The organism is Streptomyces sp. NPDC048002 (assembly GCF_040653275.1).
In the GTDB taxonomy this organism is placed as follows: domain Bacteria; phylum Actinomycetota; class Actinomycetes; order Streptomycetales; family Streptomycetaceae; genus Streptomyces.
The window spans coordinates 22447-36036 of record NZ_JBEZNL010000029.1 but is presented as its reverse complement, the minus strand read 5'-3'; the positions used below and the strand labels follow the sequence as shown (position 1 = coordinate 36036).

The window sequence follows — 13590 nt, the reverse complement described above, 5'->3', positions numbered from 1 at the left end:
TCACCCCACCCGCACCGGCAGCGACTTGAGCCCGTTGATGAAGTTCGACACCAGCCGAGCGGGCGGGCCCGCGCCGCGCAGCACCGGAAGCGCGCGCAGCCCCTCCCCGTACAGCACCCGCAGTTGCAGCCGGGCGAAGTGAGCGCCCAGGCAGACGTGCGGACCGTCCCCGAAGGAGACGTGCGGGTTGGGCGCGCGGGTCAGGTCCAGCCGGTCCGGCTCCGCGAAGGCCCGCTCGTCCCGGTTGGCGGAGGCGTGGAACACGACGACCTTGTCCCCCGCGCGAATCCGCCGCCCGGCCAGCTCGGTGTCCTGGGCGGCTGTACGGCGGAAGGACAGCACCGGCGGATGCCAGCGCAGCAACTCCTCCACGGCGGGCCCGAGTCCGATCTCCCCGGCACGCAGCCGGGCCCAGGAATCGGGGTGTTCGGCCAGGGCGGCCAGTCCGCCGGGCGCGGCACCGCGCACGGTGTCGTTGCCCGCGACGGTGAGCAGGAAGAAGAACATCTCCAGCTCGGGCCCGGTGAGTTCGGCGTCGTGCGCGAGGATCGTGAGCACGTCGTCGGCCGGGTACCGGCGCTTGTACACCGCCAGTTCACGGGCGTAGTCGAACATGTCCCGCAGCAGCGCCGGGGAGCGCGGGTTGACCGGCCGGCCCGCTCGGTCCCGCACGACGGGACCGGCCTCCTCGGGGTCCTGGTAGCCGATGACCCGCTGCGTCCAGCGCAGCAGCAGCCCGCGGTCCCGCTCCGGCACCCCGAGCAGGTCGGCCAGGTTCAGCAGGGCGTAGTCGTCGGTGACCGCGCCGACCAGGTCGACGGTGCCGTCCCGGGCCGTGTCCAGGGCCCGCGCGAACAGGTCCCGGGCGCGCTTCTCGGCGACCGCGGTGAAGCGGTCCACCCGGCCCGGGGTGAACGCCCGGCTCACCAGCCGTCTCAGCCGACCGTGGCCCGGCGGGTCCTGATTGAGCATCATGCGCCGGATGAACGGCAGGTCCGCCGGATCGGGGTCCCTGATCTGGGTCGCGCCCAGCTGCGAGGAGAAGACCAGCGGGTCCTTCAGCACCCGGACCACGTCCGCGTGCCGGGTCACCGCCCAGAACCCCGGCCCGGCCGGCCAGCCCAGCACCTCGGGCTCCTCCTGCCAGGCCACCGGGTGGTGGTCGCGCAGCACCCGGTAGGCGGCGTGCGGCACCCCGGCCGCGTACCGCCGGGGATCGAAGACATCGGGAACGGGAGGGGACGGCCGGACGGTCACGCCTCCTCGCCCGCCCCGGCCGGCGCGTACCCGCACCCGTCGGCGTCCTCGCCCTCGTCCTCGTCCGCGTCGAGGAACGCCTCCACCATCTGGATCAGCTCCAGCGGTGTCTCGTCCATCGCGTAGTGCCCCGCCCCGGCCAGCTCCCGCACCTCCCCGTACGGGTACCAGCGCCGCCAGGTCTCCCGCAGCAGCGCCGCCGACAGGGCCGGGTCCAGCCGGCCCGCGACCGCCAGCGCGGGCACCCGGACGCCCGCGACCTCGGCGTGGAAGTCCTCCCCGGCCCAGGAGTCCAGCCAGGCCCGGAACGCCTTCTCCTCGCTCACCGCGAGGGAACGCGCCACCATCCGGTCCAGCCAGGCCGCCGGACGTACCCCGCCGGTGGTGAAGTCGATGATCGTACGGCGGTTCTCCGGCAGCCGCGCCGCGTCCGCGAACAGCTCCCACTGGCCCGCCGGCAGCGGCAGCCCCGAGGCGGGCACCGGGGAGACCCCCACGATCCGGCGCAGCCGGTCCGGCGCCAGCGCCAGCAGCCGCTGTGCCACCGAGCCGCCCATCGAGTGCCCCACCACCGAGAACCGCTCCCAGCCGAGCCGGTCGGCGAGGTCCAGCAGATCCCGCGCCGCCTCGGCCGTCGTGTACGTCCCGGCGGCGTCCCTCGCCTCGCCGTAGCCGCGCAGGTCGACCAGCGCGTAGGTGAAGGACCGGACGTCGAGATCGGGCCGTACGCTCGCGAACGCGGACCGGTCGGCGAACCAGCCGTGCACCGCGAACACCTTGTGGGCACCGTCGCCGTGCAGCTCATGGGGGAGCGTGAAGGAGGTCATGCGAACACGGTGGCGCCCCCGCCCGGCCTCGGCAAGAGCACGGGACGCGCCGCCCGCGCGTCCCGGCCGGACGCGGCCGGAACCCGCCGTCGGCGGCCGGGACACCCCACGAGGACGGGCCGTGGCACCCCACGAGGACGAGCCGGGACACCTTTCAAGGACGGGCCGCGGCGCCTCCACAAGTGCGGGCGGGAGAGGGCGGGTTCGGGACGGGTTCACGCGATGGTGTGATCATGTCCCGCGCCGCGGATGGCCGTTCGGACCGCCGGGTAGGGCCCGGCCATGACGCAGCCCTTCGAACTCCCGCACTTCTACATGCCGTATCCCGCGCGGCTCAACCCGCATGTCGACGAGGCCCGCGCCCACTCGACCGCGTGGGCCCGCGAGATGGGCATGCTGGAGGGATCCGGGATCTGGGAGCAGGCCGACCTCGACGCGCACGACTACGGCCTGCTCTGCGCCTACACCCACCCCGAGTGCGACGGCCCCGCGCTGTCCCTGATCACCGACTGGTACGTGTGGGTCTTCTTCTTCGACGACCACTTCCTGGACATGTTCAAGCGGACCCAGGACCGGGCCGCCGGCAAGAGCCACCTCGACCGGCTGGCCCTCTTCATGCCGATGGACCCGGCGACCCCGATGCCCGAGCCCGAGAACCCGGTGGAGGCGGGGCTCGCCGACCTGTGGACGCGCACGGTCCCGGCGATGTCGGCCGACTGGCGCCGCCGGTTCGCCGTCGCCACCGAGCATCTGCTGAACGAGTCCATGTGGGAGCTGTCCAACATCAACGAGGGGCGGATCTCCAACCCCGTCGAGTACATCGAGATGCGCCGCAAGGTGGGCGGCGCCCCCTGGTCGGCGGGGCTGGTGGAGTACGCGCGCGCCGAGGTGCCGGCGTCCGTCGCCGACTCCCGGCCCCTGCGGGTGCTGATGGAGACGTTCTCCGACGCCGTGCACCTGCGCAACGACCTCTTCTCCTACCAGCGCGAGGTCGAGGACGAGGGCGAACTCAGCAACGGCGTCCTGGTGCTGGAGACCTTCTTCGGCTGCACCACCCAGCAGGCCGCCGACACCGTCAACGACATCCTCACCTCCCGGCTCCACCAGTTCGAGCACACCGCCCTCACCGAGGTGCCCGCCCTCGCCCTGGACCGGGGCCTGACCCCCGACGAGGTCGCCGCCGTCGCCGCGTACACCCTGGGCCTCCAGGACTGGCAGTCCGGTGGCCACGAATGGCATCTGCGCTCCAGCCGGTACATGAACGAGGGCGCCCGCTCCACCAACCCCTGGCACGGCCCCACCGGCCCCGGCACCTCAGCCGCCGACATCGGCGCCCTGCTCGCCGTCACCGGGGCCCAGCGCCTGCGCGCCCACACGCATCTGCCGTACCAGAAGGTCGGACCCTCCGTGATCCCCGACCTCCACATGCCCTTCGCCGTGGAACTCTGCCCGCACCTGCCCGGCGCCCGGGAACGGCTCACCGCGTGGTCGCACCGCATGGGCATCCTCCAGGAGGGCGTCTGGGACGAGGACCGGCTCGCCGCCGCCGACCTCGCGCTGTGCTCGGCCGGCATCGACCCGGACGCGACCCCCGAAGCGCTCGACCTCAGCGCCCACTGGCTGGCCTGGGGCACCTACGGCGACGACTACTACCCGCTCGTCTTCGGCCACCGCCGCGACCTCGCCGCCGCCCGCCTCACCACCCGGCGCCTCGCCGACTGCATGCCCCTCGACGGCACACCGGCCCCCCTCGTCCCGGTCAACGCGATGGAGCGCGGACTCCTCGACCTGTGGGCACGCACCACCGCCGGCATGACACCCGAGCAGCGCGCCACCCTCCGGGACGCGGTGAACGTGATGACCGAGAGCTGGGTGTGGGAGCTGTCCAACCAGCTCCAGCACCGCGTCCCCGACCCGGTCGACTACCTGGAGATGCGCCGGGCGACCTTCGGCTCCGACCTCACCATGGCCCTGTGCCGGATGGGCCACGGCCCCGACGTGCCCGCCGAGGTCTACCGCAGCGGCCCCGTGCGCTCGCTGGAGAACGCCGCCGTCGACTACGCCTGCCTGATCAACGACGTCTTCTCGTACCAGAAGGAGATCGAGTACGAGGGCGAGGTCCACAACGCGATCCTCGTCGTGCAGAACTTCTTCGGCTGCGACTACCCGACCGCGCTGCGCGTCGTGCACGACCTCATGACCCAGCGCCTCCAGCAGTTCGAGCACGTCGTCGCCCATGAACTGCCGGTCCTCTACGACGACTTCGCCCTCTCCGAGCGGGCCCGCGAGGCCATGGACACCTATGTGTCCGACCTGCGCAACTGGCTGGCGGGCATCCTCCACTGGCACCGCGAGGTCGACCGCTACAAGGCCGAGTACCTGGCCCGCCGCACCCACGGCTTCCTCCCCGACCGGCCGCCCGCGATCCCCGTCGGCTGACGCCCCGCGCGCCGCGGGCCGGCCGGGCTCAGCCCCGCCGGCCCGCGTGCTCCACCGCCGCCCGCGCCCACGCGGTGATCATCGGGTGCGGGCGGGACCTGTCGCCGGACAGCTCCGGCTGGAACAGCGAGGCCAGGAAGAAGGGGTGGCCCGGCAGCTCGGCCACCCGGACCCCGCCGTCCTCGTCGCGCCCCGAGAACCGCAGACCGTGCGCGCGCAGCGTGTCCAGGTGCCGTACGGGCCCGTACGCGCAGAAGTAGCGCTCGACCGTCCGCTCGGCGCCCGTCACGGACTGCGCGAGCGAGTCCGGTTCGACGACGACGACACCCTCGTGACCCACCAGGGAACAGGCCAGCGGCGCGATGAGCGGCTCCTTCGCCGACGGCTCGTTCTCCGCGTGCGCGGCGTCGGTGAGCCCGCAGACATGGCGGGCGAACTCCAGCAGCGCGTGCTGGAACCCGGCGCAGGTCCCCAGGAACGGGATGCCGCCCTCACGTGCCGTGCGGATGGCCGCCAGCACCCCCGCCTCGCTGCGGTAGGGGCTGCCCGGCACCACCCACACCGCGTCGAACCCGTCCACCGCGCCCGGCTCGCCGGCCTCCTCGGTGGGGATCCAGTACGCGTCCAGGAGCAGCCGCTCCCGGACGGCCAGGGCCTCCAGCAGGGCGGGCACCCGGGTGTGCGACACGACATGGGCGGAGCGGTCGCCGACCAGGGCGATCCGCGCGAGGGTCTCGGTCATGCCCCTCATCCTGGGCGCGCCGCCGAGTTCACGTCCAACGATGATCCCTGCACCACCGATCAGCAGAACTGATGCGATCCTGGCGGCCATGGACCCGCATCTGCTGCGCACCTACGTCACGGTGGCCCGCCGCGCCTCCTTCTCCGCTGCCGCACGGGAACTCGGCTACACCCAGTCGGCGGTGTCCCAGCACATCGCCGCGCTGGAGCAGGACCTGGGCACCCCGCTGCTCACCCGGCGGCCCGTCGCCCCCACCACGGCCGGCGAACGGCTCCTGGAGCACGCGGGTCCGCTGCTGCTGCGCCTGGACGCGGCCCGCGCCGACGTCGCCCGGATGGCCGCCGCCCCGGCCCACGGTCTGACCCTCGCCGTCGCCCCCACCACCCTCGGCCCCCGGGTCCTGGCCGCCCTCCCCGCCGCCGGGGTGACCCTGCGCTCGGCGGCCCGGGACGAGATCCCGGCGGCGGTCGCCACCGGCGCCGCGGACCTCGGACTCGTCGACGGCCTCGCCGCGCCCAGCGACCCCCTGCGGCTGCCCGACGTGGCCCCGCTGACCACCCGCGGCGCGGGCGAGGAGCCGGTGTGCGTGCTGCTGCCCCGCACCCATCCGCTGGCCGGGCGCGCCGGACTGAGGCTCGACGACCTCGCCGACGCCCGCTGGCTCGACGCGCCCGAGGCGGGCCTGCCGCTCGCGCAGCTCCGCGCCGCCGCCGGCCGGGGATTCCGCCCCTCCCTGCGCTACACGGGAACCGACGTCCGCGGCCTCACCGCGCTCGCGGCCGCCGGACACGGTCTGACCCTGCTGCCCCGCTGGGCCGCCGCCGACGTGCCCGGCGGCGTCGCCGTCCCGCTCGTCGCGCCGCGCCTGGTGCACCGCACGGAACTGGTCCTCGCCGGCGAGCCCCGGGGCGCGGCGATGGAAGCGGCGGCAGCGCTGACGTCCGCGCGCGGCGGGCGGCCCGGCTCCTGACGCCGGGTCAGTCTCACTCGTTCGTGGCAGGTCGCGCGCGGGTACTCCGGGTAGTCCTCCAGCCGGAGGCGATCCATGGAACAGACCGCGTTGCGTCCCAAGCCGATGCCCGGCCAGGAGCCCGGCGGCAGCCGGCCCGCCCGGCGCCCGCATGCCGCACGCCGGCGCCGCCGCCGGCTCACCACCGTGCTGTCCGGGCTGTTCGTCGGGACGGTCCTGGTCCTGACGGGCGTGGGACTCGGCACGGTCGGCGCCACGGTCGTCGGCCTGAGCAGACTCGCCGAACTCCAGCGGGCGGACCGGCCCGGAGACGACGCGCCGCACCCCATGGCGGCCTCGGCGCCGCCCCGGACCACCCCGTCCCCGACCCCGGAGCCCGCCGGGGTGCCCGCCGCGAGCCTCGGCGTGGAGGCCGTCGACGCGGAGAAGGCGGGGGCGCTGCTGACCGGCGTGCACGTGCCGGGCCCCGCCCACGCGGCGGGCCTGGTCCGCGGGGACGTCCTGCTGGTCTTCGGCACCACCCGCATCGACAGCGCGGCCGACCTCGCCCGTGCCGTCGCCCGGACCCGCCCCGGCGCCGAGATCAGGCTCACCGTGCGTCACGAGAGCGGCGGCTACCAGCAGCTCACCGCGGTCCCGGGGTTCGTCACCTGAGGTCCCGGGCCGGGAGAGCGCCCCGTGGGTGCGCGGGAGGAAGCCCCCGGGGGCGGAACGGGAACGGGACCGGCCAACCGGCTCGCGCCGCCCACGCCGGAGGGGCAGGATGCTGCCCGTAGTCACCTTCACCCGCCCAGGGAGGCCCGGATGACCGCCCGTACGCCCGCTCCCTTCACCGCCGACGACTACCGTGCCCGGATGGAGCGCGCCGCGCGGGAGGCCGCCGGGGCCGGACTCGCCGGACTGCTGGTCGCGCCCGGACCCGACCTGGTGTGGCTCACCGGGTACGAGCCCGCCGTCACCGAACGGCTCACCCTGCTCGTCCTGGTCCCCGGCCGGGACCCGGAGCTGATCGTGCCCGCCCTGGAGGCCCCCGACGCCGCGCGGGCGGCCGGAGCGCCCGCGCTGGCCCTGCGCGACTGGACCGACGGCAAGGACCCCTACGCCATCGCGGCCGCCCTCCTCGCCCCGGACGGCAGGTTCGGCATCAGCGACAACGCCTGGGCCATGCACCTGCTCGGCCTCTCCCACGCCCTGCCCGGATCCGCCTACGCCTCCCTCACCGAGGTCCTGCCGATGCTCCGCGCCGTCAAGGACGCGGCGGAACTGGAGCGCCTGACGGCGGCGGGCGCGGCCGCCGACGCGACCTTCGAGGCGATCCGCGAGGTCCGTTTCTCCGGGCGCCGCGAGGCCGAGGTCGCCGCCGACCTGGCCCGGCTGCTGCGGGAGCACGGGCACACGACCGTCGACTTCACGATCGTCGCCTCCGGCCCCAACGGCGCCAACCCGCACCACGAGGCGGGCGACCGCGTCATCGACCGCGGCGACATGGTCGTCCTCGACTTCGGCGGGCTCCTCGGCGGCTACGGCTCGGACACCTCCCGCACGGTCCACGTGGGGGAACCCACCGACGAGGAGCGCCGCGTCCACGACGTGGTGCGCGCGGCCCAGGAGGCGGGTTTCCGGGCGGTACGGCCCGGCGCCGCCTGCCAGGACGTCGACCGGGCCGCCCGCGCGGTCGTCACGGACGCCGGCTACGGCGCGTACTTCATCCACCGCACCGGGCACGGCATCGGCGTCACCACCCACGAACCGCCCTACATGATCGAGGGCGAGGAGCGGCCCCTGGTGCCCGGGATGTGCTTCTCCGTGGAGCCCGGCGTCTATCTGCCCGGACGGTTCGGGGTGCGCATCGAGGACATCGTCACCGTCACCGAGGACGGCGGGCGGCGGCTGAACACGACCACCCGCGAGATGGTCATGGTGGACTGACCCCCTCCGACCGTCCCGTCCCCCAGCCCCCTAGCTGCAAACGGCGCGACCCATGACCCAGGCACCGACACCCACCGCGGACACCGTCCGCCGACTGGTCCGCTCCCTGCTCAAGGACGCCGCGGACGACACCGCCGGACCCGAGGTCCGGCCCGTCGCCGAGGCCGCCGAACCCGTCACCTGGTGGGTGGGCGCCCGCCATGTGCTGCGCCTCGCGCCCGACCGCGACGCCGCCGCCCGCCAGCGCCGCGAACTGCGCCTGCGCGACCTGGTGCGACCGCATCTCCCGGTCGCCGTGCCGGCCAGCGTCGCGCACGGCGAGTGGGCGCCCGGCCTGAGCTACACCCTCGACACCAAGGTCCCCGGCGCCTCGGCCGAGACGCACGACGTGTCCGCCGTCGGCGAGGCCGACCTGGCGGGGCTGCTCACCGGGCTGCGCGAGGTCCCCGCCCGGCAGGCCGAGTCGCTCGGCGTGCCACGCACCGGACCGCGCTCCCTGGAGGCGCTGCGCCGTACCGCCGAGCGGGCCGCCGAGCGCCTCGCCGCGGCCGACGAGTTCGACCCGGCACAGCTGCACCAGCTCACCCAGCCCGCCGCCGTCCAGCTGGCCGCGCAGTCCGGCGGCGCCGTCCTCGTCCACCACGACCTGACCGGCGAGCACCTCGTGGTCAGCGCCGACGGGCGGGTGCGTGCCGTCCTCGGCTGGGCCGACACGGTCCTCGGCGACCCCGCCGAGGACATCGCCGGCCTCGCCCGCGCCGTGGGCTCCCCGGCCGCCGTCCGCGCCGCCACCCTGGCCGGCTACGGCGCCCGCCCCTGTCTGCGCGGACTGTGGCTGGCGCGCTGCGACACCGTCATCGGCCTCGCCGAGGCGCTCGGCGGGCAGCCGGGCGCCACCCCGATCGCCCGGCTGCGACGCCAGGTCGTCCTCGCCTGGGAGGCGATCCTGCTGGAGCGGGTCACCGAGTTCAGGGAGGACGGCGAGGCCTGAACCGCCCGCCCTCCCCGTCGCCCCCGGCTCACTCCTGGAGCAGCACCACGGCCGACTCCCCGGGCAGTTGGAGCACCCCGTCCGCCCCGGGCACCTCCACCGGCTCCCACGCGGCCAGGACCCGGGCCCTGCGGGGACCCAGCGGGATCTCGGCGGACTCCTTGCCGAGGTTGACGGCCACCCGCACGTCCCCGCGCCGGAAGGCCAGCCAGCGCCGCAGCCCGTCGTGGGCGACCTTGGTGTCGGCGAGATCGGGATCGGTGAGGTCCGGCTGCTCGTGCCGCAGGGCGATCAGCCGCCGGTACCAGTCCAGCACGCGCGCGTGCGGCTCCCGGTCGGGCTCCGACCAGTCCAGACAGGACCGGTCGCGGGTCGCCGGGTCCTGCGGGTCGGGGACGTCCTCCTCGGCCCAGCCGTGCGCGGCGAACTCCCGGCGCCTGCCCCGCCGTACCGCCTCGGCCAGCTCGGGGTCGGTGTGGTCGGTGAAGAACTGCCACGGGGTGCCGGCCGCCCACTCCTCGCCCATGAACAGCATCGGCGTGAACGGCGCGGTCAGCGTCAGCGCGGCCGCGCAGGCCAGCAGACCGGGGGAGAGGGAGGCGGAGAGCCGGTCGCCCTGGGCGCGGTTGCCGATCTGGTCGTGGGTCTGGCTGTAGCCCAGCAGCCGGTGCCCGGCCACCCGGGAGCGGTCCAGGGTCCGCCCGTGGTGCCGGCCGCGGAAGCTGGAGTAGGTGCCGTCGTGGAAGTAGCCGCCGGTGAGGGTCTTGGCGAGGGCCGGGAACGGGGAGCGCCCGAAGTCGGCGTAGTAGCCCTGGGACTCGCCGGTCAGCGCGGTGTGCAGGGCGTGGTGGAAGTCGTCGTTCCACTGTCCCTGGAGGCCCAGACCGCCCTCGGCGCGCGGGGTGATGACCCGCGGGTCGTTGAGGTCGGACTCGGCGATCAGGAACAGCGGGCGGCCCACGTCCTCGGCGAGCGCGTCCACCGCCGTCGACAGCTCCTCCAGGAAGTGCAGCGCGCGCGTGTCCCGCAGCGCGTGCACCGCGTCCAGCCTGAGCCCGTCGACGCGGTAGTCGCGCAGCCAGGCCAGCGCGCTGCCGAGGAAGTAGTCGCGCACCTCGTCGGAGCCGGGGGCGTCGAGGTTCACCGCCGCGCCCCAGGGCGTGTGATGGGTCTCGGTGAAGTACGGTCCGAACGCCGGGAGGTAGTTGCCCGAGGGGCCGAGGTGGTTGTGCACCACGTCGAGGACGACACCGAGCCCGAGCCCGTGCGCCCGGTCCACGAACCGCTTCAGCGCCTCGGGGCCGCCGTAGGGCTCGTGCACCGCCCACAGCGAGACCCCCTCGTACCCCCAGCCGTGCCGGCCGGGGAAGGGGCACAGCGGCATCAACTCGACGTGGGTGATGCCCAGTTCGACGAGGTGCCCGAGCCGCTCGGCGGCCGCGTCCAGCGTGCCCTCGGGGGTGTAGGTGCCGACGTGCAGTTCGTAGAGCACCGCCCCGGGGAGCGGACGTCCCTCCCAGTCCGCCCGCCAGGCGTACCCGCCGTGGTCCACGACGGCGCTGCGGCCGTCCGGGCCGTCGGGCTGGCGCCGGGACCTGGGGTCCGGGAGCACCGGACCGTCGTCCAGCGCGTACCCGTACCGGGTGCCGTCCCGCGCCTCCGCCTCACCCCGCCACCACCCCTCTCGCTCCGGATCGCGCTCCAACGCGCGTGTGGCGTCCCCGCAATGGAGCGCCACACGGCCGGCCTCAGGTGCCCACACCTCGAACTGCACGGACGGTTCCCCTTCGTCTGCTCACCGTGATGTAGCCCGTCCATGGTGCTTCAAACGAGATCAATCCGCTTTTGAATCTTCCCTTTTGCGGCGGGTGTCGTCGGGTACGCGTGCGTGGCGGCCGATTTCTCGTCTTCTGGACACCCGGGCCCCGCTGACCGACAATCACGAACGTGACGTCGTCCTTCGAGTTCAACACGTACCCCGCGCGGCTCTCGGACGCGGAGCGCGACAAGGCGCTGAAGGTGCTCCGTGACGGCGTCGCCCTGGGGCGTCTTTCGCACGACACGTTCATCCGGCGCATGGAGCTGGCCCTCGTCGCCCGCCGCTCGGACGAGCTGCTCGCCCTCACCGCCGACCTGCCCCGGGAGAGCCGGCTCTCCCGCGCGGTCTTCGGCACCGTCGAGGCGGTCTCCGGCTTCGGGGTGCGGCTGCGCCGGGCCTGGCAGGCCGAGCGGCTGCCCAAGCTGCTGCTGCCCCACCCCGGCGGCGGCCACCCGCTGCGGATCGGGCGGGACCCGGCGAACGGGCTCCGGCTGACCCACGAGACGGTCTCCCGGGTGCACGCCGAACTGACCCGCCAGGGCGGTATGTGGGTGCTGCGCGACCTCGGCTCGACCAACGGCACCACGGTGAACGGGCGGCGGGTCATCGGCGCGGCCGTCGTCCGCGAGGGCGACCAGGTCGGCTTCGGCCGGATGGCCTTCCGCCTCGCCCTGAACTGAGCCCGACCTTAGCTCTGGCCTGGGCCTTACAGGGTGCGGTGGGTGGAATCCCCGTCCCCACCAGGGTGTTGACGTACCGCCGCAACCGTGACTGACTGTGCGTACCTCATGCACATCAGGTGAACCGACGGCACCGGCACGCGGAGGTGCGCCCTGCTGCCACTCCTCCGCTACCCGACCGTCGACGAACTCGGCGCGCGGGCGGCAGCACTGGTGACCCGCCACCCCTCCGAGGCACGTCTGCGCCGGGTCGGCACCTCCCGCGCGGGCACCTCGCTCTGGCTGCTCTCCGTCGGCCGCGGCAGCCGCCAGGCCCTCGTCGTCGCCGGACCGCACGCCAACGAACCCGTCGGCGGCGCCACCGCCCTCCGGCTCGCCGAACGCGTCCTCGCCGACCCCCGCCGCCACACCGGGGCCGACACCACCTGGAACCTCCTGCTCTGCCTCGACCCCGACGGCCTGCGCCGCAACGAGGGCTGGCTCCAGGGCCCGTACACCCTCGGCCGCTACTTCCGGAACTTCTTCCGGCCCGGCTTCCTGGAGCAGCCCGAGTGGCTGCCCGACGGCGCGGACCGGGCGGAGCTGCCCGAGACCCGCGCCCTGCTCGCCCTCCAGGACGAACTGCGGCCCTTCCTCCAGTGCTCCCTGCACGGCGTCGACGTCGGCGGCGGCTTCGCCGAACTCACCCACGACCTGCCCGGCTTCCCGCGCCGCCTCGCCCACATCGCGGCCCGCCTCGGCATCCCCCGCGAACTCGGCCCCTACGACACCCTGTACTGGCCGCGTCTCGGCCCGGCCGTCTACCGCATCCCGCCGCCCCGCCGCGGCGACCTGGCGGCCGCGATCACCGAGGCCGCCGTGGAGTCGACCTGGTTCCACCCCCACCGCTACGGCACGGTGACCGCGGTGCTGGAGGCACCCATGTGGGGCGTGGCCGCGGTGGAGGACGACACCGTCCCCGCCGACCCGGCCGCCGTCCTGCGCACGGTCAGCCGCACCCTGCGGCAGGACTCACGGCTCCTCGCCCGCCTCCTCGCCCGGACCCGGCACCATCTGCCCGCCACCCCCGAGACCGAACGTCTCCTCGCCCCGGTCGACGACTATTTACTGGTCTGCCCCGGCCTAGCCGACGCCTGGGACCCCGACATCGTGACCGCCGACGCCCAGCCGCTGCCGCCCCTGACCACCGCCCATCTCGCCACCCTGCGGATCGCCGGGCGGCGGCTGGCGCTGCGCACCGCCGGTCTGCTGCACCGGCTGGTCTCCGGCACGGACGGCGACCCGGCCGGCGTGCTGCCCGAGCTGGACCGCCTCGTCGACCTGTGGTGCGACGACTACCGCGACGGCTGCGGAGCCCGCTGGATCCCGGTCGCGCGCCAGGTCGAGTACCAGTCCCGGGTGGTGCTCGCCGCGTTCGACCTGGCCCTGCGGCGCGCGCCGGTGCCTCCCCGTTCGAGTGAGCCCGACTGGGGTTCGCAGGCCGCCGTGCCGATGCACCGGGAATGACACACTCCACCACAGTGCGGACGGGACGCGCCCTGGGCGTCCTGGCGGCGGCCTGCCTCCTCGCCGCAGCGGCGCTCCCGGCACGGGCCGCCGACCGCGAGACCATCCCCGGCAACTGGCTCTACCTCACGCTCACCACGGGCGACAGCCGGTCCAGCGACACCCGCGGCACCCTGCTGATGTGCGACCCGCCGCAGGGCCACACCCGGGCCGCCGAGGCGTGCGAGGCGCTGACCGGGGTCGACGGCGACATCGCACGCCTCACCCCCCGGGACGCCGTCTGCGCGATGCTCTACGCCCCCGTCACGGCCCGCGCCGAGGGCCGGTGGAACGGCGAACCGGTCGCCTACGAGCGGCAGTTCGGCAACCCCTGCGAGCTGCAGGCGCTGACGGGCGCCGTGTTCGCGCTGGACGGCTGACGGCCGCGGGC

At 74.8% G+C, this 13590-nt stretch carries 12 protein-coding genes; 8 read left to right on the top strand and 4 right to left on the bottom strand.

Going from position 1 to position 13590, the window contains the following annotated elements; genetic code table 11:
- Together AB0E07_RS28570 and AB0E07_RS28565 are read right to left on the bottom strand one after the other, a co-directional pair.
- Positions 1-1257, bottom strand: coding sequence for a cytochrome P450 (locus AB0E07_RS28570; protein WP_362258246.1), 1257 nt, complete (start codon positions 1255-1257; stop codon positions 1-3).
- Positions 1254-2084: an alpha/beta hydrolase gene (locus AB0E07_RS28565; protein ID WP_362258243.1), complete on the bottom strand. Its 831-nt coding sequence runs from the start codon at positions 2082-2084 to the stop codon at positions 1254-1256. The genes AB0E07_RS28570 and AB0E07_RS28565 overlap by 4 nt, the downstream gene beginning before the upstream one ends.
- Before the next feature lie 282 nt (positions 2085-2366).
- Here AB0E07_RS28565 and cyc2 point away from each other — a divergent pair, with 282 nt between their 5' ends.
- On the top strand, positions 2367-4523 hold the full coding sequence (cyc2, locus tag AB0E07_RS28560) for a germacradienol/geosmin synthase Cyc2 (protein ID WP_362258240.1): 2157 nt from the start codon (positions 2367-2369) through the stop codon (positions 4521-4523).
- A 28-nt stretch (positions 4524-4551) separates the two neighbouring features.
- Here the strand turns inward: cyc2 and AB0E07_RS28555 are convergent, their stop codons facing one another.
- Positions 4552-5265 carry a hypothetical protein gene (locus tag AB0E07_RS28555; RefSeq protein ID WP_362258237.1) on the bottom strand — a complete coding sequence of 238 codons (714 nt, stop codon included), beginning with the start codon at positions 5263-5265 and terminating at the stop codon, positions 4552-4554.
- 88 nt (positions 5266-5353) lie between these two features.
- On the opposite strand from AB0E07_RS28555, the gene AB0E07_RS28550 reads away from it, so the two are divergent.
- The 4 genes from AB0E07_RS28550 to AB0E07_RS28535 all read left to right on the top strand — a co-directional run bounded on the left by AB0E07_RS28550 (position 5354) and on the right by AB0E07_RS28535 (position 9155).
- A complete protein-coding gene (locus tag AB0E07_RS28550; protein WP_362258406.1) occupies positions 5354-6235 on the top strand; it encodes a LysR family transcriptional regulator in 882 nt (293 codons plus the stop codon).
- Between the two features lie 75 nt (positions 6236-6310).
- On the top strand, positions 6311-6889 hold the full coding sequence (locus tag AB0E07_RS28545; RefSeq protein WP_362258234.1) for a PDZ domain-containing protein: 579 nt from the start codon (positions 6311-6313) through the stop codon (positions 6887-6889).
- A gap of 150 nt (positions 6890-7039) precedes the next feature.
- Entirely contained in the window at positions 7040-8164 is a 1125-nt protein-coding gene (locus AB0E07_RS28540; protein ID WP_362258230.1) for an aminopeptidase P family protein, read from the top strand.
- Positions 8165-8216: 52 nt separating this feature from the next.
- Positions 8217-9155, top strand: coding sequence for an aminoglycoside phosphotransferase family protein (locus tag AB0E07_RS28535; protein ID WP_362258228.1), 939 nt, complete (start codon positions 8217-8219; stop codon positions 9153-9155).
- 28 nt (positions 9156-9183) lie between these two features.
- Here the strand turns inward: AB0E07_RS28535 and treZ are convergent, their stop codons facing one another.
- Positions 9184-10929 (bottom strand): malto-oligosyltrehalose trehalohydrolase, encoded by a 1746-nt coding sequence (treZ, locus tag AB0E07_RS28530; protein ID WP_362258225.1) that lies wholly within the window; start codon positions 10927-10929, stop codon positions 9184-9186.
- Positions 10930-11102: 173 nt separating this feature from the next.
- Between treZ and AB0E07_RS28525 the strand changes: the two genes are divergently transcribed.
- The 3 genes from AB0E07_RS28525 to AB0E07_RS28515 all read left to right on the top strand — a co-directional run bounded on the left by AB0E07_RS28525 (position 11103) and on the right by AB0E07_RS28515 (position 13579).
- Positions 11103-11654: a DUF1707 and FHA domain-containing protein gene (locus AB0E07_RS28525; protein WP_362258222.1), complete on the top strand. Its 552-nt coding sequence runs from the start codon at positions 11103-11105 to the stop codon at positions 11652-11654.
- Between the two features lie 153 nt (positions 11655-11807).
- Positions 11808-13160: a M14 family zinc carboxypeptidase gene (locus tag AB0E07_RS28520; RefSeq protein ID WP_362258403.1), complete on the top strand. Its 1353-nt coding sequence runs from the start codon at positions 11808-11810 to the stop codon at positions 13158-13160.
- Entirely contained in the window at positions 13157-13579 is a 423-nt protein-coding gene (locus AB0E07_RS28515; RefSeq protein ID WP_362258219.1) for an SSI family serine proteinase inhibitor, read from the top strand. The genes AB0E07_RS28520 and AB0E07_RS28515 overlap by 4 nt, the downstream gene beginning before the upstream one ends.
- Positions 13580-13590: the final 11 nt, after the last annotated feature.

Excerpts from the sequence above, each read along its gene's own strand:
- AB0E07_RS28565 (WP_362258243.1), bottom strand. The coding sequence starts at position 2,084 with ATGACCTCCTTCACGCTCCCCCATGAGCTGCACGGCGACGGTGCCCAC.
- cyc2 (WP_362258240.1), top strand. The coding sequence starts at position 2,367 with ATGACGCAGCCCTTCGAACTCCCGCACTTCTACATGCCGTATCCCGCG.
- AB0E07_RS28555 (WP_362258237.1), bottom strand. The coding sequence starts at position 5,265 with ATGACCGAGACCCTCGCGCGGATCGCCCTGGTCGGCGACCGCTCCGCC.
- AB0E07_RS28550 (WP_362258406.1), top strand. The coding sequence starts at position 5,354 with ATGGACCCGCATCTGCTGCGCACCTACGTCACGGTGGCCCGCCGCGCC.
- AB0E07_RS28545 (WP_362258234.1), top strand. The coding sequence starts at position 6,311 with ATGGAACAGACCGCGTTGCGTCCCAAGCCGATGCCCGGCCAGGAGCCC.
- AB0E07_RS28540 (WP_362258230.1), top strand. The coding sequence starts at position 7,040 with ATGACCGCCCGTACGCCCGCTCCCTTCACCGCCGACGACTACCGTGCC.
- AB0E07_RS28535 (WP_362258228.1), top strand. The coding sequence starts at position 8,217 with ATGACCCAGGCACCGACACCCACCGCGGACACCGTCCGCCGACTGGTC.
- AB0E07_RS28515 (WP_362258219.1), top strand. The coding sequence starts at position 13,157 with ATGACACACTCCACCACAGTGCGGACGGGACGCGCCCTGGGCGTCCTG.